This window comes from Fibrobacter sp. UWB11 (assembly GCF_900143015.1).
Lineage (GTDB): Bacteria > Fibrobacterota > Fibrobacteria > Fibrobacterales > Fibrobacteraceae > Fibrobacter.
The window spans coordinates 203,212-227,096 of sequence record NZ_FSRT01000001.1; the positions used below are offsets into that span (position 1 = coordinate 203,212).

A 23,885-nucleotide genomic window follows, 5' to 3' on the forward strand; every position below is an offset into this window, starting at 1 on the left:
TCCTCCCGCGACGAAATCGCTTATCCGAGCATTTCTTGTGTGCTGAGAGTCTTGAAGTTCTTTTCTGCCAAGACCTTGAGCGCTTTTTCGGTATCGCTAAAGCGTAGAATCATGATGTTCGTTGCTGTTGCACATTCAGACGGATATGCATACATGTAGTCAATCTGCAAATCGCCAAGAACATCGAGAAGGTCGGCAAGGCCGCCTACCTTGTCTGCAACAGGGCATGCGACAACGTCGGTAACGGTTGCGCTGAGGCCTGCCTTGGCAAGAACATCAACAGCCTTTTCTGCTTCGTTCACAATCAGGCGGATAAGGCCGAATTCACCGGAGTCGGCGAGCGTGAGCGAGAGAAGGTTGATGCCTGCGTCGGCGAGCGAACGGCAAACTGCCTGGAGACGACCCGGACGGTTCTGGACAAAAACTGAAACCTGTGGTATCTTCATTTTTTTCTCCTTTCTTCTTCTTAAATCTTCTTTCTGTTATCGATAACGCGCTTGGCCTTGCCTTCGCTACGCGGCAAGGAATCCGGTTCGCAGAGCGTGACAATCACAGAAATGCCGAGAATCTGTTCGATGGAATGCTTGAACTTCTTGGAGAGCTGTTCCATATCGCTCATGGAGTCGCTCACCATGTCGCGAGAAACTTCGACCTTGACTTCGAGCGTATCCATGTTGTTCTTGGTATCGAGCACAATCTGGTAATGCGGCAAGGCCTTTTCGGCGCGGAGGAGGGCCGTTTCGATCTGGCTCGGGAACACGTTCACGCCACGCATGATGATCATGTCGTCGCTGCGGCGGCCGATGCGGCGGATACGGCGGATGGTACGGCCGCAGGCGCACTTGGTCTTTTCAATAGCTGTGATGTCGCGGGTGCGGTAGCGGAGGATCGGCATAGCGCGCTTGCTGAGCGTGCTGATGACGAGTTCGCCTTCCTCGCCGTCCGGAAGCGGTTCAAGCGTTTCCGGATCCACGATTTCGGGGTAGAAGTGGTCTTCGAAAATGTGGATGCCGTCGCGGCATTCGCATTCGCAACCCACACCCGGGCCGACAATTTCAGAAAGGCCGTAAATGTCGTAAGCCTTGATGCCCGTCTTTTCTTCGATGTAGTCGCGCATACCATCGCTCCACGGTTCTGCACCGAAGATGCCGCGCTTCACATTGAGCTTGGAAATGTCGACGCCCATCTTTTCGGCAACGTCGATGATGCGGACAAAATAACTCGGGGTGCCGCCCACGGCCGTAACGCCGAAGTCCTTCATGAGCATCACCTGGCGTTCGGTATTGCCGCCGCTAATCGGCACGACTGTTGCACCGAGGGCTTCGAAACCGCCGTGAATGCCAAGGCCGCCCGTAAAGAGGCCATAGCCGTAGAAGTTCTGTACAATGTCTGTACTGCGGAAACCACAAGCGAGGAGGCCGCGCTTCACGACCTGAGCCCAGACTTCCATGTCTTCCTTGGTGTAGCCGACGACAATCGGCTTACCGGTGGTGCCGGAGCTTGCATGCAGGCGCACGACTTCGCTCATGTCGACTGCGAAAAGGCCATACGGATAAGTGTCGCGAAGGTCCTTCTTCATGGAGAACGGAATCTTTACGATATCCTTCAATGTCTTGATGTCTTCGGGCTTGACTCCCTTTTCGACCATGCGTTCGTGGAACAGCGGAACCTTTTCGTAGGCGAGTTTCACGGTTGCGCGCAGACGCTGCAACTGCAATTCGCGCAATTTTTCTTCGGGCATAAAGTCAAGAGCCATTTCGGGCAAGACTTTGTTTTCTTCGTCGTTCCAAGCTGTAGATCGCATAGTATCCTTCAATAGAGGGTGTAGGTTAAAAATTTTCGCCTTAAATATATATAATGCTCATGCAGCGTGTTTCAATAAGGTGCGTTTCTTTTTCTTTGCATAAAATACACGGCTTGTTTTTATCCATATATATGGATGCTTATAGTCCATAACGTAACACTTTCAAAAAGTGTAAAAACCGGGACGAAATAACTCTTATTCCAACATTGTCGTTTAATCGTCGGTCGTTTGGCCCTTTTTAAAAATCTCGTGTGGGCGGGGGAGTGTAATTTTTGTATTTTTGGGCAGAAAATTTAAATAAACTGCTTTTATAGGTAGGTCTATTCTGCGTTCTCGTTCGCTTTTATTTGTTCTTGCTTTGGTCGGTATGTCGAATGCCCAATTGTTGGACATGTCGCAGATTTCCGACAAATATATGGTTGAGAATAAGATCAACAAGATTCATGTTGAAGGTACTCATCACATGGATGAACGCTCGGTTCTTGGGCGTATTGGAATCCGTACGGGGCAGAGTTTTTCTCCGTCTACGCTTTCTGAAAAGGTCCAGAACTCGGTGAGCACGCTTTATGCTTCCGGTTTGTTTGACGATGTGACTGCATGGGTGGACTACGTTAACGAAGACGATTCCTATGTGGACTTAGTGTTCAAGGTCAAGGAGCTCCCGGCTCTTGATACGGCTATTTTGGATGGTTGCGATGAAGTTTCCGAAGACGACCTCCGTCTGAAAATTCACATGATTCCGGGGCAGGTATACAGCAAGGCTCAATTGGAACGTACGCGCCAGGCTTTGCTTGAACATTACCGCTCGGAAGGATTCCTCCTTGCAGAAGTGGGTATCCGCGAAGAACCGATTGATGAATACCAGAACAAGGTGACTTTTGTCATTCGCGAAGGCTCCAAGGTACGTATCCGTGGTGTCGAAGTGAAGGGCAATGACCATGTGCCGGTCGAAGAAATCACGGAACACATGCTCTCGAAGGAAAACCAATGGTGGGGCGGTGGCGAATTTAAAGAAAACATCTTTGAAGCCGACCGCGATACCGTGCTGAACGTATTCCGCCATTTCGGTTTCTTGGATGCAGAACTGAACGATTACCATGCAGAGTACCTCCCGGATTCTACGTGCTTGTTCTACCTTGGACGCATGGTGCCGGTTGGGGAACGCCTCGCTCCGCTCTACTCGCAGTTGAACGAAGCCTTGGCTGATTCGTCGAGCGCGCTTTACAAGATTGCCGGCAAGCCGACGATGGAAGTAACGCACTATTATAGGAACATGCGCAAGGCTAGCGACAAGTATCCGCTTGCAAGGCGTTTGTCGCAGGTCAAGGACGAAGAAGGTGCCTGGAAGATTCTGAACGACATTATCCGCTACGAATCGGCGCGTAATGAATGGCTTGGCTTGGTGAAAAACCAGAAGTGGAATAACCCGAAGATTGATTCCCTCCTGAACATCAAGAAGCGTTCCGCTTACGAAAGCAAGCTCCTTGTGCGCTACATGCTCGAAGACATGATTCCGGCACTCAACAAGTACGATAACATCAAGACTTCTAGCGATATTCTTGTGCATATCGACGTGACCGAAGGTCGTCGCTATTACATGGGCGGTCTCCACTTTACAGGTAACGAAGTCCAGAGCGATGCTATGCTTGGCTACGTGTTCCGTTTGGATAGCGGTGCCGTGTTTGACCAGTACCTTTACGAAGCTTCCCGCAAGGCCTTGCTTGACTCCTACCGCGAAGACGGTTACCTCTTTGCTCAGTTCGACGAAGAAAGAACGTTCGAAAACGATTCTGTCGTGAACCTCACCTATAAGATGAATGAAGGTTTGCCGGCCCAGATCCATAAGGTTCATGTGCGTGGCAATACCAAGACAAACGAAAAGGTGATTCGCCGCGAAGTGCGTTTGTATCCGGGCGATACTTACCGCCAGTCGGCTTTGGAACGTAGCTTCCGCGATATCATGCAACTCAACTACTTTGACATGGTCGTTCCCGACATCAAGGTCGTTGGCGAACAGGAAGTGGATTTGGACTTTGCTGTTCAGGAAAAGCAGGCCGGTACGGGTCAGTTCAGCTTGGGCGTTTCTTATAGCGAAAGCGATGGCTTTGTCGGTACGGCAAGTATTTCCATCCCGAACTGCTGTATGGGCGATGGCCAGCAGGCAGCCCTTAACCTTGAATATGGTGCCGACAAAAAGAGCGCAACGCTTAGCTTTACGGAACCGTGGTTCCTCGACAAGCCGATTACGCTTGGTGCAAGCCTCAGCTATTCTTGGTGGAATATGGAAGACTATGACGACCATGACATTACTCGTTATGGTGGTAACATCTTCGTGGGTAAGCGCCTCAAGTGGCCGGATGACTACTTCTACGGCCAGATTGGTTACGGCTGGCTCATGAACGATCAGGGTCCGAATATCCCCAATAGCTATGTGGTCTATACGGGTAAGGAATCTGCGTTCAACTTCCGCATCCAGCGTGACGACAAGAACTTGCCGCAGTTCCCGACTGAAGGTTCTCGCTACGTGCTTGACGTGCAGTGGGCCAACAAGTACTTTGGTAGTGACTTTGAATTCATAAAGGCCGACCTCTCTATCAAGTGGTGGTTCCCGCTCTTCCGCGACCGCCTGTCGATTGCCCTTACAAACGAATACGGCGTAATCTTTGGCGACAAGCTGCAACATCGCACCTTGTATAGAATGGGTGGTGTGCTTGGCTACGACGGTATGCTCCGTGGTTATAGCTCAGGTTCTATCGGTAACAGCCGTTTGGGCCGCAGCTACCAGTACGTTGGTGCTGAACTTCAGCTTGCCCTTGTGCCGCAGACTTTCTACCTCTTGCCGTTCTTCTTTGATGCCGGTAACGTGTTCGGTGATCGCATTGATACGGACCAGAGAATCGATAAGCCGAAGAAGAACCCGCTCAGTGAATGGGATCCGACGAAACTCAAGAAGGATATTGGCTTTGGTTTCCGCGTTGTGGTGCCGATGCTCGGTATTATCGGTTTCGACTTTGCTTGGCCGCTTGACCCGGGTGAAATTTATAACACGGGTACGCAGTACGGCAAGGTGGGCGATATGGAATTCAACTTTGTCATTGGTCAGGCTTTCTAACCTGGCTGGAGGAGCGCTATGATTCGTAAGTTGATAGTTTTACTTTCGGTTGTGTTTGCATGTGCAAGCTTTGCCGAAGACGGTCTTCGCATTGCTCATGTGGATTCAAAGATTATCTTTGACGGATACAAGGGCACCAAGAAGGCTCAAGAAGAATACGACCGTCAAGTGGCAAAGTGGGAGCAGCAGGCCAACCTTTTGCAGAAGGAACTAGCTGCTATCAAGGAACGTTTGGACAAACAGGTCTTGATGCTTTCTGATGAAAAGAAGCGCGAACTTGAAGCCGAATACAACAAGAAGGATACGGAACTCAAGTCGTTCATCGACCGCGTCTACGGACGTAACGGCGAACTTATCACCGAAAACGAAAAGGTGAGCGCTCCGATTATCCAGCTTATCCGCAAGGCTGTGAACGAAATTGCACTCCAGGAAGGCTATGACATGGTTGTAGACCGCGCTACCGGTGCCGTGCTTTTCTGGAAAAAAGAAAACGATCTTACGAATAAAGTGCTGAACTATTTGAATAATAGATAGTTGTTGGAAACGTCGTTGCGTTCGCCTTTCACGTCATTGCGGGCCCCGGAACAAAGTCCGGGATAAACTCCGCGAAGCAATCTCTTAGTTTGGCTGCTTTTGCCTTGTCATCCTGAGCGGAGGCGCGATGCGCCGAAGTCGAAGGATCTAGTTAAGTTTTGAAAAAGAACATCCCGCAGTTAAGATGATGTGAACCCCGAAAGTTGAACACAACTTTCGGGGTTTTCATGTATAAGAAACACACAAAAGAAGAATGGGTAAGAGTCTTGGAAATGTTCCAAGAAGGGTATAGCACTATTGCCATCTCAAGAATGACGGGCATAGACAGGCGAGAACTTCAACATCGATGTAGGCAATACGAGATGACTGGTTTCTGGAACACGGAAAGGAAAACGAATATTCGCCCAAGTGCGGAATTAAAAAGGTCTGTCATATTAGCCGCTGAACAACAATCGCTATCTTTGGATGAAATCACTGTCAAATACGGAATAAGCCGCAGTTGTTTTCAAACCTGGCTGAAAAAATTCCGTCATGGCGGCTATGAAGAACTTCTTGCAACAAAGCCCAAAGGGAGGGCGCCGAAGATGTCGAAGCCAAAGAAACGCCGTAAGGAACCGAGCGAAGTTGAACGTTTAAGGGAAGAGGTCGCATACCTGAAGGCGGAGAACGCGTACTTAAAAAAATTGCAGGCCCTAGACCAGGAAGAAAATGCCGAGATGTTCGGTATAGGGCCAATGTCGTCAGAGAATTAAGCTGCGAGCACGCCCTAAAACATCTCCTGAAGGCAAGCGGTCTGCCCCGCTCCACATACTACTACAATCTCCGCAAAAAACCGGACCGCTATGCAATTGAACGTAAGCGGATCAAGGCCTTGCACGCAGAACATCGCGGCCGATACGGATGCAAGCGCATCAGTACGCAGGTGAGGAACGAAGGGTACTTAATCAACCACAAGACGGTTTACAGAATCATGAAGGAAGAAAACCTGAAGAACGTCCGCAGGCGCTGCAAGTATCGATCTTACAAGGGTGAAATCGGCAAGATCGCACCGAACATACTGAACCGCAACTTCACCACAACTGGGCCAAACCAGAAATGGACTACCGATGTGACACAGATAAACATAGGCGCTAGCAAGTGCTACCTCTCGCCGATACTCGATATGTACAATGGCGAAATCATCAGCTACACCATATCGGACCGTCCCGACTTGAAGATGGTCATGGACATGCTGACAAAGGCCTTCGCCAAGAGTCGTACAAAGAGCGGACTGGTACTGCACTCTGATCAGGGGTGGCACTACCAGCATGCAAGTTACCAGAAATCATTACGAGACCACGAAATCGTCCAAAGCATGAGTCACAAGGGCAACTGCCTAGACAACGCCGTTATGGAAAACTTTTTCGGGATAATGAAATCGGAACTGCTCTATCCAAATACATTCAATGATATGGATCACTTCAAACGGGAACTGAGAAAGTACATCGAGTATTATAACAACGACCGGATAAAACTGCGCCTAAAAGGAATGAGCCCAGTACAATACCGGACTCATAACGCAGTTTTATCCTAACTTTAAACTGTCCAACTTTTTGGGGTTAGTTCAAGAAAACTGCGGGAATTTTTTTATTGTCTCATGTAATCGCAGATGGCGTCTACAAATTGCTGCCCGAATTTTCGGATTTTCATTTCGCCAAAGCCAAATACATCTTGCAGTTCGTTTATGGAAATGGGCGCCTTGTAGGCGAGGTCTTTTAGCGTACGGTCGGAAAGTACAACGTAGGCGGGCCAGTTGTTTTCTTCGGCGATTTGCCTACGGACTTTTCGCAGAGCTTCGAACAGGGAATTGTTTTCGTCGGAGTCTGAGCTCGTAAATGTTGCGCGCTTGTTGCTGGCAGATGCGCGCGAAAATGCGCCGCGACTGCTTCTTGGTTTTGCGTCTTCTTTTGCTTCTGCTTTTGCTGCGATGGCAAGTTCCGCCGTCTTTTTCCCGAAGAGAACTTCGTTACCGCTTTCGGTAATTTTAAGGTGGTTGTTTTCGTTGTAGGCGATTTCGATGTAGCCGAGTTGCAACATCTGTAGCATGTAATCGTGCCAGTGCTTGAGCGTTGTCTTGGCCCCCACACCGAATGTCTTGAGCTTGTCGTAACCCTTTTGGACGATTTCGTCGCTGAGAGTACCCTTGAGAATGTCGGCGGTCATTGAAAAGCCGATATGCTCGCCGGTACGTTTGATGGCCGAGAGCGCTTTTTGCACGAGAATCGTGCCGTTGAAACGCTGTGGCGGGTGCTTGCAAATGTCGCAATTCCCGCAGTTGCTATTGTTGTTTTCGCCGAAGTAGTTTAGCAGAATGCGACGACGGCAAACTTGCGATTCGGCGTATTCCTGCATGCGGTCGAGCTTTTCGGAGTTGATATCTCGTTGGCCGCTTTCGTTTACAAATTTGCGGAGTGTGATGATGTCCTGGAAATTGTAGAACAGCACCGTCTCGGAGGGGAGGCCGTCACGGCCCGCGCGCCCGATTTCTTGATAAAAACTCTCGATGCTCTTGGGGAGATTGTAATGGATGACGTAACGGACGTTGCTCTTGTCGATGCCCATGCCGAATGCGATTGTCGCGCACACGACATCGACGTTGTCATTGATGAAATCCTCTTGCACGTTGTTGCGTTCTTCGGCGGTTAGCCCCGCATGGTATGCCTTTGCGTAAACGCCTGCGTTGATGAGCTCGTCGGCGACTTTCTCGGTGCTCTTACGCGAAAGGCAGTAGATGATTCCCGATTCGTGCTTGTGCTTTGAAATAATGGACAAAATCGCCTTCAGCTTTTCGGCTGAGGAATAACCGCGCCGTACATCGAGACTCAGATTCGGGCGGTCGAACGAACTCACGAAAAGTCTAAAATCTCGCAAGTTCAACTGCCGGACAATATCTTCTTTTGTGAGTTTGTCTGCTGTTGCCGTCAACGCCATGACTGTTGCGCTCGGGAACGCCTGGTGCAGCTCGCCGAGCTGCGTGTATTCCGGGCGGAAATCGTGCCCCCATTGCGAAATGCAATGCGCCTCGTCGATAGCGAACAGCGAAACATTCAAGTGCTGTTGCATCCACGGAATTTCTCGTTGCAAACGCTCCGGCGAGATGTAGAGAATCTTGGTCTGGCCCGCTTTACAACGCTGTCGGATGGCCGCATTTTCGCCTTCTTCGTTGTTGCTGTTGAGCGCATCTGCTCCGATGCCGTTCGCATTCAGCGCGTCCACCTGGTCTTTCATCAGTGAAATCAACGGCGAAATAACGACAGTAATTCCATCGAAAATCAATGCAGGAATCTGGTAGCAAATGGACTTTCCGCCACCAGTGGGCATTAAAACCAGAGCGTCGTTGCGTGCGACAACGTGGTTGATAATCTCTTCCTGCATGGGGCGGAAGGAATCGTAGCCAAAGACGGATTTTAGAATTTCGTGAGCGGTGGGCATTATTTTGAAATAGGCGAAGTGCTTCGGGCGATTTCTTTTTCTAATAGGCTTAACATTTCTTGGTTATGCTTTTGGGCCAAATCGATAGTCCATTCATTATTCTTTTTGGTCATTTGTTCCATTACCATTAATTTAGGACTTTGCTTAATAATACTGTTATAGCTCTTTATTTTTCCAATAGGATCGATATTTGAAAATCTAGAATTGCCTGATGTTGTTATTAAGGCCAGATTTCCAAAGGAATTCAAATCATTATCTTCCCATTTCGCCATTTCAGCGGGGTGCTGTGGGAAAAAATGTTCTATTGAGGTTCTGTACTGATATTGGTAATTGCTGGGAATATCAACTTTTTGACCATCTATCGAATAGCAATCTCGCCAAAGCAAGTAATCCAAAAAGGTAAATACGATTCGTTCAATTTGGAATCCTTTTGCAATTTGATAATTACTATCACGAACTTTTTCTCGACAATATTTTTCAAGAATATCTACTAAATTTGAATTCTCATTGTCCAATAAATTCCGCAATGTGATTGTTATCCAATGCATCATTTTCGGAGATGTGTATGTAATCCTTAAACACGCCTCTAAAGTGCGGATTTTTCGGGTTGCATCAGTGTCTGCTGTTTCTTTATCGGCGAAATCTCCATTATATGTGCCGTAATACTGCGGCTTTAAGGCGTTGTTTCGGGATTCGTCTTTATAAGACTTTATCCCTTGCAACATCCATCTTCCTTCTTCTTGATAGTCCTTGTAGTATTCTCGCTTAATAATGTATTTGTCGAATAAATAGCGACACTTCAACATCATAAAGATGAAATGCTTGGCCTCTTTTTCAGAAGCCCAATTGTGCTCAAGAATCTTAAGGAAGTGCTTGTCGTCTAGCCCTTCCTCGCCGCTATTAGAAATTGCAGAATTAACTTGCAATAAAAAGTTTGGGAATGAAATGATTGATTCAAATCGTTCTTGTTCTTCTCTTTCTGTCTTCTTTTTTTCGTCTTTAAGAGGAGCGTTGGCTTGCAAAAAATCACTTAAAATGAAAAAAGGTGGATCATTTTCTTCATTATCAATTTTTTTCGAATTATTCTGTATATTTTCTTTGGTGAGTAATTCTGTAGCGCTATCGAATGAGTCGCAAAGTAATTCTTTCCAATTTTCGCCAAAAAGATTCTTTCGGGATTCCGTATCAAAATTCATCTGTACATACGATTCCATTAGAGCGCATGCATCCCAAATTTTAGCAGCGATTTCTTTTTGATTCTTATTTATAACGCTGATGATTCTTGCTTTTGCAATTTCGTGAGGTTCTAGTTGCTCACCTCTAGTGTTCATTATTTCAAAATAGTGGTTTAAATCGATTCCTTTGGGAACTTGAACTCGGACTATTTTAACCTTTTTGAGCTTTTCTACAAAGTCTATGTAATCTTCGTTTTCCTTAAAATTTGATTTAAAGAAATCTTCAATGATTTTAAATCCGTTAATTAATTCTTCTGAAGACCATTCTTTTTCGTCTGATCCGTTTTTTATTCGTTTAAATGTATCATTTGATTTTTCACGAGCTTCAAATGTTAGGGTCCCTTCAGGAACTGATATTCGACAAGAAATATTTTTTTCTTTAAGTTGCTTGTCTAAATATAAAGACATCAAATAAAGTGTGGTTAATCGCTGTTGTCCGTCAATCACCTCATAGCGGTTTGGACCGGATTGATTCACGATAAGGCTTCCTAAATAGTATGATTCGGCATCCGGTAATACATCCCTGATATCTTGGATTAATCGATCTATTTGATCTTTTCCCCAAGCATAATTTCTTTGATAAATTGGAACCACATATTCAACATTGTTAAATACATCGTTAACGCTCATCATTTTGGGTTGTTCAATTGTATTTTCTTTTTCTCGACTAGACATTTTTAATCCCCATGCCAGAATATTTTTCCCAGTTTTCAATGTATCGTTTTGAACGATTCTCGTATGTCTTTTTCGATATTTTTTTCAATTTGGATGCATCTGGTTTTGATAGAGCATTTTCAAATAATTCCTTGGGTTGATTCATTTGATTTATTAAAGAAAATAGATTCAAACCATAGTTAATGTTATGATAGCCCAACGCGTATTTGTTAATGGATTCTTCATACACGCTATATAACGAAATACGGAGCATATAAACCCATGAGAATAAATACCGATATACGGCTTCTGATAATTCTTTCTCACCGAATCTATCTACAAAAAACAACAATACATTGATGAATAGGTTTCTTACGAGTTGATCTCCACGACCTCCATCTGTTAAATCGGGAAATTTTTTTTCAACCATTTTATCAAGCTTTTTATACAATTCGTAATAATGAAGTGTGTAGAAAAAGAATCTTTTTCCTGCAATAAGTGGCTGAGTCAATTGAAACTGACTAATCTTTTTCTCGGATAGAACTTCGTAGACATTATTTTGATTTATCTGTTCTATATATAGATTTGCCGACTTGTGATAGACGGAAAAATTGTAAACGTTGCTCTTTTTTATTCCTTTAAAGAAACTGATTTTTTTTGAAGAATAACCGAGACCGTCCTTACCCCTAAACCATCGTACAAGTGGATATAATACATCCTTGAAGAAAGATGCTAGTTCGTCTTGGTTAGTGTCTTCCCACCGATTTATAAGCGATGTTTTCTCAGCGACGCTATCATCGTTCATTTCTCTCAGGTGATAGGATTTTAATAAATCATGAGGAGCTAATTCTTTTCCTCTTGAATTTTGTGAATCAAAGAATTGGAATGCCTCCTGCTCGTTTTCAACGATTATCTTAACGATTGAACAATGATTTATTAGGTATTCTTTTAGGCCGGATTTCCTTTCGGTATCCAGGTTTTCGCACAATTGGGACAATGTGCTGAAATTTTGCGATACAGCCTTTTTTGACGCTTTGCCATATTTTTGTTTCAATAAGGCCGTCGATGAATTTTTATCCAAACAATAGAGCAGTAATGATATTGTTGTTAAACGTTGTTGACCATCGACAATATCATAAGATTTGGTTTTCCCGTTATAGCAAAGAATCACGGATCCGATGCGGTATTCGTCCAATGAATTACTATATGCTTCAAAAACATCCCAATATAAGGTAGATGCTGATTTGGCGTTCCATGTATAGGGACGTTGATAATCTGGAAGGCTCAAGGGAACTGTCAACAAGTCACCGATAGATACTATTTTGGGCTCAGTACTCATTATTAAAAATCCATTTTTTCCCAAATATACATCATGTTGCTGTCATAAAATTTCAAAATGCAAAAAATCTTCTATAGCCCTAGCGCTTTGGCTCTATCTCAGCCAGGTCCTCTTAGGGCAGCCTCATTTTCACAGTATATTGCAGTTTTTGTGTTAAAATGTATAATCTGGCGTGATTAATTAATGAAAATTTGCAAGATGTTGCGGATTTTTGCGCCTCCGTAAGCCCGTCTATGAGGGTTCCCCCCGCGAAACTGTAATACTTAAGGCAATCTGTTTGCAGATATTTCTATATTGAACACAACGAAAAAAAGGAAAAATAACAGGATCCTTCACATTCGTTCAGGATGACTTCGTCCTGAAAAACTTTTAACCTTATACCTCAATGGACCGAAGGTCCGCGCGTCCTCGAAGCGAAGAGAGTAAAATATGGCCGAACAAAACAAAGCAGAAAAATTCGTTTTCTACATGTACAAAATGACCAAGTCCTATCCGCCTAACAAAGAGGTGCTGAAGGACATTTCTTTGAGCTTCTACTATGGCGCAAAGATTGGTATTATCGGCCAGAACGGTGCCGGTAAGTCGACGCTCCTCCGCATCATGGCGGGTATCGACAAGGAATTCCAAGGCGAAGCTTGGATTGAACCGGGCCGCACTGCTGGTTACTTGCCGCAGGAACCGCAGCTGGACCCGAACTTGACTGTCAAGGAAAACGTGATGCAGGCCGTTGCGAAAAAGCAGGCCGTGCTCGACCGCTTCAACGAAATTTCCATGAAGTTTGCTGAACCGATGGAAGACGACGAGATGAACAAGCTCCTCGACGAACAGGCTAAGCTTCAGGACATCATCGACGCTCAGGACTTGTGGAGCCTTGACCGCAGCATTGAAATTGCAATGGACGCTCTCCGTTGCCCGCCGGGCGATTGGCCGGTGACGAACCTATCCGGCGGTGAAAAACGCCGTGTGGCTCTCTGCCGCTTGCTCCTTGAAGAACCGGATTTGTTGCTCTTGGACGAACCGACGAACCACTTGGATGCTGAAACGGTTGCATGGCTTGAACGCCACCTCCGCGAATACAAGGGCTCCGTGATTCTCGTGACGCATGACCGTTACTTCCTTGACAACGTAACGAACTGGATTTTGGAAATTGACCGCGGTCGCGGCATTCCTTGGGAAGGCAATTACGCCCAGTGGCTTGACCAGAAGCTTGAACGCATGAAGAACGAAGAGAAGGGTGAATCTGACCGTCAGAAGCGCCTCGCTCGTGAACAGGAATGGGTCAAGCAGAGTCCGAAGGCTCGCCAGGCAAAGAGTAAGGCTCGTCTCAAGGCATACGAAGAACTCTTGGCCGAAGATTCCAAGGAACAGATCAAGGTGGCTCAGATCCACATTGCAAACGGCAAGCGCTTGGGCGATGTCGTCATTCAGGCGGAACATTTGCAGAAGGCCTTTGGCGACAAGGTGCTCTTCGACGATTTGAACTTCAGCTTGCCGCGCTCGGGTATCGTGGGCATTATCGGTCCGAACGGTGCCGGTAAGACGACTTTGTTCAAGATGATCATGGGCCAGGAAAAGCCGGATGGCGGTACGCTTAAGATTGGCGAAACTGTCGAAATCATCAGCATGGAACAGGGCCGCGAAAGCCTGGACGATTCCAAGACGGTTTGGGAATCTATCACGGGCGGCATCGACGAAATCTTGGTGGGCGACCGCAAGATGAATGGCCGTGCTTACTGCGGTCTCTTTAACTTCACGGGTGCAGCTCAGCAGAAGAAGCTCTCGCAGCTCTCTGGTGGTGAACGCAACCGCGTGCTTATGGCAAAGAACTTGCAGAAACCGGGCAACCTCTTGTTCCTTGACGAACCGACGAACGACTTGGACATCGAAACATTGCAGGCTCTCGAACAGGCTATCCTTAAGTTCGCAGGTTGCGCCGTGATTATCTCGCATGACCGCTGGTTCCTCGACCGTATCGCAACCCACATCCTCGCTTACGAAGGCGATTCGAAGGTCGTGTGGTTCGAAGGCAACTGGAGCGAATACGAAGCCGATCGCCGCAAGCGCCTCGGCGAAGACGCTGACAATCCGAAGCCGATCAAGTACAAGACTCTCACGAGGCAATAAGGCTTTGCCTTATCGCCTCAGTAGGAAGTAGACAGTAGGCGGTAGAGTTGAACGGTTGTGCAAAAAAAGCAGGATTGAAGTCCTGCTTTTTGCTTTTTTTACGATGGGGTTGCTAAAAGATTTATCATGCTTGTCATTTGTTTTTGGGACTAGGTGGTGTATAAATCATATATACAACTAGGCAAACAACGATAAGTGTTAGTGCTAAAAGTATAAACAAGAATGCATGATTTGCAATGAATTCAAGAAACAAATTGATAGCACCCAAGACAAAGGCGATTGCGAAAAATCCTCCACAACCAAGGGCTGCTTTTTGTGGATTTTTCTGAACAAGAGTGAAAAATGTAGCGATGCCTATGGCTAGCAAAAAAAGAGGAACCATTTTTATCGTTTGGTCTGTTGCCGCATTTGCCATAGCTGTACCAAGATTTGCATTGTTTGCAAATGCAAATGTGGTTGTAAATAGAATAAATGGAAAAATAGTCTTATTCATAATTTTGTTAAAAATTTAATGAAAAACTATAAAGTTTATTTGCTGCTGCGGATGGAAATTATTTTTGGATTAAATGATGCCGTTCAAGGACTTGTCTTTTTGCGATGTTCTTTGCTACCTCATGCATTTTGTCTCCGGCAAGATCGAGTGCCGCGGCTTCTTTGAAGTCGAGCTTAACGTTTGCCTTGTTTGCATCGATGACTGTCTGAATAGTGTGGAGTACGTTGCCTCCGGCGAGGTAATGCGCTTCAAGAAGGTCTAATTCGATAGGGATGTCTTCACGGCGGCTGAGAACGTGAGCATCAATGATTTTCTGTATTGGAACTTTGTGTAACCGCATGCCTACAAGTTTAAAATAACTCACATTTACGTTGGAATGCAATGCCCTGACCCATTGGAAGAATACTTGTAAAAGACCCATGCTGATGATGGATATGATAATGGCGATTGCGATAAAAACGACTTTGTTGATGAATTGAACTTCCACAATTTTTTTCCGATATGAAGTTACTTCTTTAATATACTTTTTTATGTGGAATAGCAAACAAGAATCAGCTCAATGTTGGCTGTGGCGAACGAAATGGCTGAAGGTGACTCTCTCATCATTTATAATCATTTAGAAATTACGGGGAACTTCGTAGCCGTGTTTGCGTAACAGTGTTACGTAATCCTTGTTCTGCAAGCGTTCTTCAGACTTTTTGATAAAGTCAGGCTTTTTCTTCAGCAAACTCTCAATCGTTACTATTACGCTTGACACGAAAATCGTTGTTGTAAAACCAAGCAGGATGCAGAAAAAATTGCGAGATGAATATGGAATATTTAAAATCAGTATCAGCAACGCCACCGAAATAACAAACGAAACAACATTTACTTTCATAGAAATACGCCCTACATTCCAATTACCAAAACTTCGATTCAACGCGGGTTCCAAGCGTCCGTAAACAATCTGTTCCATTCCGCATTTGGGGCAGATGAATAACGGGCTGCCGTACATTGGCGAATTTCTTTCGTAAGGGTATTTATGGGGTGTTCCGCATTTTCTGCAGCGCCAGTCCTTCTCGATAATTTCTATGGCTTGCTCGCTAGGAGTGTTGAGAGTGCTTTCTCGTTGGTGAACATCTCGGACATACGATTTAATTGCGTTGCGTTTTAGGAATGCATAAGCCACTAGCCCTCCAAAAAAGGCCAGCGCACTCCATAAGGCATTGTTTCCGTGGTTGAGATCCTTAAAAAAGATTATTAGCAATAATGGGAACCATAATCCGCAAACCATTATCAGCCTCATCAGCAGATCACTTAAAAAATTGATTATAGCCCCAAACGGTAGAGATTTTGTGCTTTCAACCCATTTTTTTAGGATGTTGAATATCGGGAAGAACGCCAGTCCCCAAAGAAAATTTATAATACACAAAATTGCAATCATGCTTATCCTCGGTTCTTAAATGGCTGCGACATAACTTATTCTTTCTTCCTTTCGGCGATGAGTTCGTCAAAGGATTTTTTTCTTTCCCTTAAGCCCATGATTTCGTCGAACTCGTCCGTTCCGTCACCGTGGTTGTAATCTTCTGAAAAATAATCATCGATGGATTGCAGATTCCCGTTTAGGGGCTTTTTTTCCGGAAATACTCCAAATACAAAAATGCAGATTGCAGAAATAAGTGAATATGTAAGGAATGCGTAAAACGCTGTTTCAAATCCGAAAATAGGAATTAGAAAAGCTCCAAATATAAGCCCACCGGCACTATAAACCGCCCACACGTAGAGTTTATTTTTCAAATTATCGCTCATGACAAACCTGAAAATATAAAAGTATGCTACTAAAAATACGAAATTTTTAGTTTAGTAGCACAAAATGACTGAAATCGCATTTTGCGTACATTTAAATCGTCCTTGCTAGAGCTCTTTTTTACTAAGTTCTAGGCAGGATTGCCGCGTCCCCTTACAGGGAACTCGCAATGACGTTGTACAGCCGACTTCTAACTTCCTACTGATATGCTCCACGTTTTTAAACACGAACTTCGACTGATTTTCAGGGATCCTCGTTTTTGGATTCCGTTCATCATCCCGCCGGCGATTCTCGCGGCGAGCCAGGCGATTGCTGTGTCGCGTTATGGAACGCAGATTATGGATGGCATGGGAAGCTACATGATGCTGTTGCTCGGTTGCCTGATGGCCCCGATGGGCGCGCCTTTGGCGGGTGACAGTTTTGCTGGCGAGCGCGAGCGTAATTCGCTTGAACTTTTGCAGCTTTCTCCGATTGCTCCTGCGAAACTTTTCTGGGGAAAACTTTTGGCGATTATTCCGTTTCCGATTGTGTTTGCTCTTTTGGCGCAGCTTGGTTATTGGTTCTCGCATCCTGACATTACTGCGCTGGAGGCTTGTGCTTCTATGCTTGGTGCGCTTTCGGCAGTGCTGTTGACGACTGCATTTTCGTTGATGGTATCGCTTCGCGTTAAGACAGTCCGCGCGGCGACTCACATGACGTTGTTCTTTATCGTTCCGCTTCTTTTGCTTGTACAAATGGGGCATGAAGCCTTTTTGAGTAATTTGTTTATTCCGCTAGTGATTTTGGCTTTATCTGTAGTCATAAGCATTGCAGTCACTTTTGCCGGCATGAAAAAATTTGTAAGTTTATAAAGAAAATTTCAAAAAGGAGAAATGGAATGAAAAAGTTTTTGCTGGCTTTGGGCTCGGTTGCGCTTGCATTTACTCTTGCTGCATGTGATGATTCTGCTTCGGGTGGCTCCGGTTCTAATGAAACGAGCGAAGTAAAGGGAAGTTTCCCGCCGAATGGGGATGAAGGTTTCTATTGTGTCGTTACGGATGGTACAAATGAAGATGGTTCGTATTGGAAACAGATTAAGGTGAATATTCCGAAATACAAGGGACATGTGGAAAAGTTTACGTTTGACGAAAACGGTACCGGAACGCAGTACTATGAAGATTCCCATTTTTATATAACGCCTCATGAAAAGGCGGCCATGTGCTTGGAATTCGAAGATGGAATAAAAGAAAGTTCTCATAAGAGAAATTATACAGAAACCTATTGCAAAAACGGAGTTTCCTACTTTGTTATTAGTTTCCAAAACATGAGTTTGGGATCGCTTAATTCGGCAATTGTAGAATACGAAGAGGACTGCGAGGATTACAAACGAAAATGGAAAGACGGTGATTACGACGAAGCTATAAAAAGAAGACTTTCGAAATAAAAAAGAATAACTTCGAGGTGATTTAATAAGGAGAAAGCCTCCGCTGTTAGCGGAGGCTTTCATGTCGAGTAGTTATAAGCCGGGTTCTGTACTCCTTGCGGAGCGATGACCATCTCTCTGGACGAATCGTTACCGACCGCCTCAAGCGACCTACCCGGATATCCAGCTGGCACGGGCCGCACCAGGTTCTTGCGAACGGAATCCTGCTTGGTCTTGCACCGGATGAGGTTTACCATGCCACTCCTGTCACCAGTCGTGCGGTGAGCTCTTACCTCGCCGTTTCACCCTTACTCGCATTGCTGCGGGCGGTCTATTCTCTGCTGCACTTTCTGTCGCGTTACCGCGCCTGGACGTTATCCAGCATCTTGCCCTGCGGTGCCCGGACTTTCCTCCAGCCGTGAAGCCGGCGGCCATCCGCTACCCACCATGAAATTTAGAAAAAGCGGTGGAAACGTGCAAGATTCCAAACTCTAAATTTGTATATTATCTCCGTGAAAAATTTGATATTTAGTTTGTTGTGCTTTGCGTCTGCATCGTTTGCTGCTGCGGATGCTGATTCTATTGATTCTGTAAAATCTGTCGCGACTGAAATGGGGGCGGATTCTTCGATGTCCGAAGCGGTAGATTCCAATGCCGTATTCCGTGTCGATAAAATTCGCTACCACATTGGCGATGCTTTTGACGATTCGAAGGCCCACACGAAGTACGATCGCTGGGCGTATGATATTTTGAATTGGGTACATATCGAAACCCGCGAAATCACGGTCCGCAAGCTTTTGCTTTTTGATAAAGGCGACTTGGTCAACTTGAACTTGCTCCTTGAATCGGAACGTTTCTTGCGCAACCAGAAGTTCCTCTCGGATGCCAATATTACCGTTTCTAACGAAGATGGTAAAAACATTGTGGACGTTCAGACGAGCGATAACTGGACGTTGACGATTCCCATTGCTTTCGGTTTTTCGGGAAGCGAGTGGAGCTACGACAATCTCGTTTGGGGCGTGGGTATTCAGGAAAGCAATTTCCTTGGTTTGGGGCAAAAGCTCGGCTTTTACTTTGGCCATGACGAGTTCCGCGATATGTGGCAGGTGGAATATGGCGACCCGCATTTCCTTTTCCGCTACAACCATTTGGATTTCTTGTACAGCTACAATACGGATGGCTACCTTGCTAGTTGGAAAATGTATGTGCCGTTCCTCAGCCGTAGCGTGAACCAATGGGCATACACTCTCGAAGGTTTAAAGAATAAGCGTAATGCATTCTATTATGGTCGCGGAGAACTTCCGACGGGTGCAAAAATTTATGATTATACAAAAAATCAGTTTTTCCTCAAACAGTTAGAAATCGCCCATAAGGATCCGGATAACAAGAAAAAGAGCGAACGTGAAATTGATTCGATTGCAACGAATAAATACCTTAATACTTTATCGCGTTACAATGGGAAAAAATCAGTGAAGCTTATGGCAATTGAGGATTTTATTACCGATTCCTTGAGCTTCCGATTCAGCCGCTCGTTCGGTGGAACCCAGCGCAAACTTTACTTGGGTGCGACTTATGATTACTTGCGTGAAACAGCAAATGAAGGTCTAGTATTACGTTATCCGTTTATATATGGTGATAAAGTATATGCCATTGATTCTGCTAGTGCAGTAAATGATTGGACTCAGGAACGCAAGGATTCCCGCCTTGGCTTGTATATCATGTACTCGAACCTGCGTTATGAAAAAATCAAGAATTTCCATAACGTCAGATGGACTGAAGATATAGATAAAGGATTTTCAATTAAGGCTCAACTTTCGAAAAATTACGAACAACTTGGTGCAAATAATAACGATATCCGTTTAGATTTCTGGACAGACCTTTATCTCGGCCGTCAAAATCATCATTTGACTTTGAAGTCGTACATGTATTTTTATTTGGACCATGGGAAACGTCATGATTTTTATGGCCGTTTAAATGGCGAATACATTTTCCACCCGAGTACGCGTTTTTCTACGGCTTTGTCGGGACTTGTGGATTTGTATGATGATGCTAAACTGGGCTATCAGTTGACTCTTGGCGGTTCTGATGGCTTTGTCGGCTTCCCGACGGGGTTCTATGCAGGGCAAGCTCGCGTTTACGGCAATTTGGAACAGCGCTGGTTCCCGGATTTTGAAATTTTGACGCTGGCTCCCGTTGTTGTTGCTTTTGGTAGTGTTGGCGAAACTGCGGCTTCTATCAAGGATATCAGGCGTAAGAATTTGATTTATGTGGCTGGCTTTGGCATCCGCTTGGCTCAGACAAAGTCTATCACTCGTTTGATTAACAAGATTGACGTGAGCTTCCCGCTGAATGGTGCACGTAAAGGCGATGCCCATTACTCTGTGACAACCTCGTATTCTTTGTGATATTGTAGATAAATTTTTTAAGAAGAGAAAATATGGCAACGGACGAAGAAAAAAATCAAGACGAAAAGGCCCGCAGGAGAGAAAATGCGCGGGCGGTAAAATGCATTTTTATGCGTGTCGAAATTATTATCGGCATTATCGCCATGATTGCAGGTGCATGGCTTTCGATTCTCGTCTGGAATGAAGGCTATTTTGCTGGCGCCTTGATGCTTGTGATGACTGGGGGCATCAACGTGTTCCTGGCTGCAAAAGAACTGATCAATCCAACGGACCATATTTTCCATTGGCAGGCGATATTCTTCTTGATTGTGCGCCGTGCGATGTTTTTCTTGAACGTTGTCCTGATTGCGCTTGTTGTCGGGACGATGACGCGCTTGCTTTAAGCTAGTGGACTCCGTCCTCGTTTGCGGAGGGCTTCTCGTTATACCAAGCTTGGATTTTTTCACGGGCGGTTTCGCTGAATGCGGAACCGTCTTTTAATATGTGGTCGGCGCGTTCGAGCGTTTGCGAGATGAGCTCTTGGTCGTGAATCCAGTCGAACCAGCGGAATACCCAGGCCCCGCTTTGCTCGTTGCCTTCGAGGTTTCCGGCACCGCGAGTTTTCAGGTCGAGTTCTGCAATTTCAAAACCGTCTTCGGTGGCGGCAAATTGTGAAAGGCGTTCCATGCTCGTTTCGGCGGCTTCGCCTTCGGGAATCATCAAGAAGCACCAAGCTTCTTGATTGCCACGGCCTACGCGCCCGCGCAGCTGGTGAAGCTGCGCCAGACCGAATCGGTCTGGCTGGTCGATGACCATGAGGTTTGCTGCAGGAACGTTCACGCCGACTTCGATGACGGTCGTTGCAACTAGAATTTGGATTTCGCCGGCGGCAAATTGCTTGATGATTTCGTCTCTTTGCGTGTCGTCCATTTGTCCGTGGACGCCGGCGACTTTGAGCTTTGCTAGGTTCACATCAGTGTGGCCGAAGGCGGCTATAAAAGAACGCATTTCGTTCACGATGTCATCGACGCTGCGGGCGCTGCTTTCATCAGCGTTATCGGAACCATCCGCATTCACGCGGCTTGCAATCCAGTAGCAAAGATTTCCGCCTGCGGCTTCCTTGCAAATAAACTGCTTCATCGATTCGCGTTTTGCTGCGTTCACGAGACGTGTCTTGATGGGCTTGCGGCCTGCGGGCTTTTCCTTGATGCTGATGACTTTCAGGTCTCCGTATAGCGTCATCGCGAGACTTCGCGGAATAGGTGTTGCACTCATCACGAGCATGTCGGGGTAATCGCCTTTGGCGAGCAGCGCTTCGCGCTGGCTCACGCCGAAACGGTGCTGTTCGTCGATGATGACAAAACCGAGCTTTGCAAAGAATACGTCCTTGCTAAAGAGCGCATGCGTTCCGATGACGATGTTGCAAAGCCCCATTTGGAGTTCGCCGAGAATGACTTTTCTTTCGGCGGCGGGAGTTGCCCCGACAAGCAAATGCGCTCGGATTCCGGCTGCATCAAAGAACGGCTTGAGCGACTTGAAATGCTGACGTGCGAGAATGTCGGTCGGCACCATCAACGCGCATTGTTCACCAGCACCACAGACTGCCATCATGGCGAGCATGGCGACGACGGTCTTTCCGCAGCCCACGTCGCCCTGCAACAGTGCGTGGAATTGCTTTTTGCCATTGAGCCCGTCGATGATTGTAGAAAGCGCCGCGTCCTGACCTGCGGTCAGTTGGAACGGCAGGCGGGCCTTGGCCGCCATAACGTTCCCCAAATCAATCTGCCTTTCGTGACCGCGAATCTTTTGATTTTCGCGTCGCTTCACCATGCGCAGGCAGAACGGTAACAGCTCCAAAATCTTGAGTTCGCGCTTTGCCTTGTAAATTGTGTCGAAATCTTTCGGCATGTGGAGCGCACGGAGGTTGTCCATCACGGGTGCAAAGTGCAAATAGTCCGTGAGTTCGCGCGGGCAAGCGTTCGGGAGTGTGAGTCCCGGAAAGTTGAAAATCGTCTTGTAAAGATTGCGGAAAAACCTCTGCTCCATCTTTGCTTCACGGCAAATTTCGCTGATGGGGTAGACGGGGAGAATTTGTCCGTTAAAGGCTTCGCCTTCGTCGAACGGCTGCATGTCCGGGTGCACCAGCTGGAGCCCTCGGTATGAACCTACAACGCCAGAAACAAGCCAACGCGTTCCGGGCTTGACGCGGTTTGCGATGAATCGTGTGCCACGGAAAAATAAAAGCTGGATTTCGCTTGTACCATCCGTAAGAACAGCCATGAATCGCGACGTGCGCCCTTTGACAATTCCTGCCCGCGTGATAATCCCAATCACGACTGCGCGCTCGCCATCGTGCAAATCCGCAATCTTGGAAACCTTTGTCTGGTCTAAGTACGTACGCGGAATGTTGTATAAAAGATCGGCGACAGAACACAAGCCCGACTTGTTGAGTTTTTCAAGTCTCTTTGGGCCGAGTCCAGGCAGGTTGGCTAAATCCATTTACTTGCCTGCTTTGTTTTGTTCTTGTTGTGCTTTGGCTTCTTCCAATCGCTTGCGGGCTTTATCCCTAGCATTGTCGCCAATAATGTTCATGTTCTTCCACGTAATCAACTTGAGTTCGTTGCCGTTTTCGTCTTTGAACCCAAGATTCTTCGTGTCGATGGCCATGATGGCCTTGTTAATTCCGTTAATGAAACTGTTGATATTTTCGACAAGTTCCTTAGATTGTAAAAGCGTTTCGGAGTCAATACCTTTTTCGATATTCGTGATAATCTCGTTTGTCTTCTGAGCGTTTTCCTTAAGAGAATAAATGACAGAATCGACGAGTGAAATTTTTTCGTTTGCGGCTGCTGTAACAGTCTTGATGGCGGTATCTGCTTGGAGTGCTGTTTTAGAAAGCGCCTTGGTCGACGTGTTCATTTGCTTAAAGAGCTTGTTCAACTTAGGACTGAACGAGCCTACCGTTTTTTCGGTGTGCGCAAAAATATCTTCGATGGAATGCATTGCGTCTTCGTAGATTTCTGTGGCGGACTTGTGCGAAGAGTCTCCTTTGGAAATCAGCAAAACCGTTTTTTGTACTGCATCGAGCTGTTCGTTGACATTTTCGATAAGTCGGAGCGTTTCTGCAATGCCCGGTTCAAAGTGGCCTTTGAACACATGGTTCTCTGGCATGACTTCGCCTGTTTTGGAAGGTATGATTTCGAGGCGACGTTGCCCCATGAGGGCGTAGTTGACGTTATTGAATTGAGTGCCAGCACGGAGCGTGAGCGGTTCGGTGAAATGAATCTTTACGCGAGAACGGTCTTTAAGCCAAATGACCTGTCCGATTGTTCCGACGCGGTAACCACGCAACACAACTGGGTCTTCGGGTTGCAAAGAACCAAGTTCCTCAAAATCTACAATTGCTGTTTGGTGCACGTTTTGGTGTGCTTTCCACATACCAAAAGCAATGCCGCCAAAAATACAGGCAAAAACAAGAAGTGAAATGTAACCAAGCGCTCTGTCGGAAAGTTTCATGGCTTTGAAAATAGTAAAAAAAAGACGGTGT

20 protein-coding genes and 1 other RNA gene are annotated in these 23,885 nt (G+C 46.1%); 9 read left to right on the forward strand and 12 right to left on the reverse strand.

Features of this window, described 5'->3' with window-relative positions; translation table 11 throughout:
- Nucleotides 1-20 precede the first annotated feature (20 nt).
- Both BUQ91_RS00995 and BUQ91_RS01000 read right to left on the reverse strand, forming a co-directional pair.
- Nucleotides 21-446 (reverse strand): ACT domain-containing protein, encoded by a 426-nt coding sequence (locus BUQ91_RS00995; protein WP_072827586.1) that lies wholly within the window; start codon nucleotides 444-446, stop codon nucleotides 21-23.
- 20 nt (nucleotides 447-466) lie between these two features.
- Entirely contained in the window at nucleotides 467-1,804 is a 1,338-nt protein-coding gene (locus tag BUQ91_RS01000; RefSeq protein ID WP_072827585.1) for a phenylacetate--CoA ligase family protein, read from the reverse strand.
- 415 nt (nucleotides 1,805-2,219) lie between these two features.
- Here BUQ91_RS01000 and BUQ91_RS01005 point away from each other — a divergent pair, with 415 nt between their 5' ends.
- The 4 genes from BUQ91_RS01005 to BUQ91_RS01020 all read left to right on the forward strand — a co-directional run bounded on the left by BUQ91_RS01005 (nucleotide 2,220) and on the right by BUQ91_RS01020 (nucleotide 7,023).
- A complete protein-coding gene (locus BUQ91_RS01005; protein WP_254794327.1) occupies nucleotides 2,220-4,916 on the forward strand; it encodes a BamA/OMP85 family outer membrane protein in 2,697 nt (898 codons plus the stop codon).
- Between the two features lie 18 nt (nucleotides 4,917-4,934).
- Nucleotides 4,935-5,450, forward strand: coding sequence for an OmpH/Skp family outer membrane protein (locus BUQ91_RS01010; RefSeq protein WP_072827583.1), 516 nt, complete (start codon nucleotides 4,935-4,937; stop codon nucleotides 5,448-5,450).
- Nucleotides 5,451-5,677: 227 nt separating this feature from the next.
- Nucleotides 5,678-6,202, forward strand: coding sequence for a helix-turn-helix domain-containing protein (locus tag BUQ91_RS01015; protein WP_074207824.1), 525 nt, complete (start codon nucleotides 5,678-5,680; stop codon nucleotides 6,200-6,202).
- A complete protein-coding gene (locus BUQ91_RS01020; RefSeq protein WP_254842298.1) occupies nucleotides 6,133-7,023 on the forward strand; it encodes an IS3 family transposase in 891 nt (296 codons plus the stop codon). Before BUQ91_RS01015 ends, BUQ91_RS01020 begins: the two co-directional genes overlap by 70 nt.
- Before the next feature lie 53 nt (nucleotides 7,024-7,076).
- Here BUQ91_RS01020 and recQ read toward each other — a convergent pair whose 3' ends face one another.
- Genes recQ through BUQ91_RS01035 form a run of 3 tightly spaced genes read right to left on the reverse strand, consistent with a single transcriptional unit; the run spans nucleotide 7,077 to nucleotide 12,149 of the window.
- Complete coding sequence (recQ, locus tag BUQ91_RS01025) at nucleotides 7,077-8,921, reverse strand: DNA helicase RecQ (RefSeq protein WP_074207826.1); 1,845 nt, start codon at nucleotides 8,919-8,921, stop codon at nucleotides 7,077-7,079.
- Nucleotides 8,921-10,831, reverse strand: coding sequence for a DUF262 domain-containing protein (locus tag BUQ91_RS01030; protein WP_074207827.1), 1,911 nt, complete (start codon nucleotides 10,829-10,831; stop codon nucleotides 8,921-8,923). The genes recQ and BUQ91_RS01030 overlap by 1 nt, the downstream gene beginning before the upstream one ends.
- A complete protein-coding gene (locus tag BUQ91_RS01035; protein ID WP_074207828.1) occupies nucleotides 10,824-12,149 on the reverse strand; it encodes a DUF262 domain-containing protein in 1,326 nt (441 codons plus the stop codon). Before BUQ91_RS01035 ends, BUQ91_RS01030 begins: the two co-directional genes overlap by 8 nt.
- A gap of 429 nt (nucleotides 12,150-12,578) precedes the next feature.
- Here BUQ91_RS01035 and ettA point away from each other — a divergent pair, with 429 nt between their 5' ends.
- Nucleotides 12,579-14,273, forward strand: a complete 1,695-nt coding sequence (ettA, locus tag BUQ91_RS01040; protein ID WP_074207829.1) for an energy-dependent translational throttle protein EttA — start codon at nucleotides 12,579-12,581, stop codon at nucleotides 14,271-14,273.
- A gap of 133 nt (nucleotides 14,274-14,406) precedes the next feature.
- Here the strand turns inward: ettA and BUQ91_RS01045 are convergent, their stop codons facing one another.
- From BUQ91_RS01045 to BUQ91_RS01060, 4 genes are all read right to left on the reverse strand, one after another.
- Nucleotides 14,407-14,766: a hypothetical protein gene (locus BUQ91_RS01045; RefSeq protein ID WP_074207830.1), complete on the reverse strand. Its 360-nt coding sequence runs from the start codon at nucleotides 14,764-14,766 to the stop codon at nucleotides 14,407-14,409.
- Nucleotides 14,767-14,824: 58 nt separating this feature from the next.
- The gene (locus tag BUQ91_RS01050) at nucleotides 14,825-15,253 is read right to left on the reverse strand and encodes a flotillin-like FloA family protein (protein ID WP_139299665.1); all 429 of its coding nucleotides are present in this window, start codon (nucleotides 15,251-15,253) and stop codon (nucleotides 14,825-14,827) included.
- A 129-nt stretch (nucleotides 15,254-15,382) separates the two neighbouring features.
- Nucleotides 15,383-16,189: a hypothetical protein gene (locus tag BUQ91_RS01055; protein WP_074207832.1), complete on the reverse strand. Its 807-nt coding sequence runs from the start codon at nucleotides 16,187-16,189 to the stop codon at nucleotides 15,383-15,385.
- A gap of 35 nt (nucleotides 16,190-16,224) precedes the next feature.
- Nucleotides 16,225-16,542 carry a VIT1/CCC1 transporter family protein gene (locus tag BUQ91_RS01060; RefSeq protein ID WP_254842197.1) on the reverse strand — a complete coding sequence of 106 codons (318 nt, stop codon included), beginning with the start codon at nucleotides 16,540-16,542 and terminating at the stop codon, nucleotides 16,225-16,227.
- Between the two features lie 216 nt (nucleotides 16,543-16,758).
- Here BUQ91_RS01060 and BUQ91_RS01065 point away from each other — a divergent pair, with 216 nt between their 5' ends.
- Both BUQ91_RS01065 and BUQ91_RS01070 read left to right on the forward strand, forming a co-directional pair.
- On the forward strand, nucleotides 16,759-17,403 hold the full coding sequence (locus tag BUQ91_RS01065) for an ABC transporter permease (RefSeq protein WP_074207834.1): 645 nt from the start codon (nucleotides 16,759-16,761) through the stop codon (nucleotides 17,401-17,403).
- A gap of 26 nt (nucleotides 17,404-17,429) precedes the next feature.
- Nucleotides 17,430-17,975: a hypothetical protein gene (locus BUQ91_RS01070; protein ID WP_074207835.1), complete on the forward strand. Its 546-nt coding sequence runs from the start codon at nucleotides 17,430-17,432 to the stop codon at nucleotides 17,973-17,975.
- Nucleotides 17,976-18,034: 59 nt separating this feature from the next.
- Here the strand turns inward: BUQ91_RS01070 and rnpB are convergent.
- An RNA gene (gene rnpB, locus BUQ91_RS01075) (RNase P RNA component class A) lies at nucleotides 18,035-18,401 on the reverse strand.
- 65 nt (nucleotides 18,402-18,466) lie between these two features.
- On the opposite strand from rnpB, the gene BUQ91_RS01080 reads away from it, so the two are divergent.
- Together BUQ91_RS01080 and BUQ91_RS01085 are read left to right on the forward strand one after the other, a co-directional pair.
- Nucleotides 18,467-20,359, forward strand: a complete 1,893-nt coding sequence (locus BUQ91_RS01080) for a hypothetical protein (RefSeq protein ID WP_254842198.1) — start codon at nucleotides 18,467-18,469, stop codon at nucleotides 20,357-20,359.
- A gap of 32 nt (nucleotides 20,360-20,391) precedes the next feature.
- Nucleotides 20,392-20,742 (forward strand): hypothetical protein, encoded by a 351-nt coding sequence (locus BUQ91_RS01085; protein ID WP_072827573.1) that lies wholly within the window; start codon nucleotides 20,392-20,394, stop codon nucleotides 20,740-20,742.
- A 1-nt stretch (nucleotide 20,743) separates the two neighbouring features.
- Here the strand turns inward: BUQ91_RS01085 and BUQ91_RS01090 are convergent, their stop codons facing one another.
- Both BUQ91_RS01090 and BUQ91_RS01095 read right to left on the reverse strand, forming a co-directional pair.
- Nucleotides 20,744-22,837 (reverse strand): ATP-dependent DNA helicase RecG, encoded by a 2,094-nt coding sequence (locus BUQ91_RS01090; RefSeq protein WP_074207837.1) that lies wholly within the window; start codon nucleotides 22,835-22,837, stop codon nucleotides 20,744-20,746.
- On the reverse strand, nucleotides 22,838-23,854 hold the full coding sequence (locus BUQ91_RS01095; RefSeq protein WP_074207838.1) for an MlaD family protein: 1,017 nt from the start codon (nucleotides 23,852-23,854) through the stop codon (nucleotides 22,838-22,840).
- Nucleotides 23,855-23,885 lie beyond the last annotated feature (31 nt).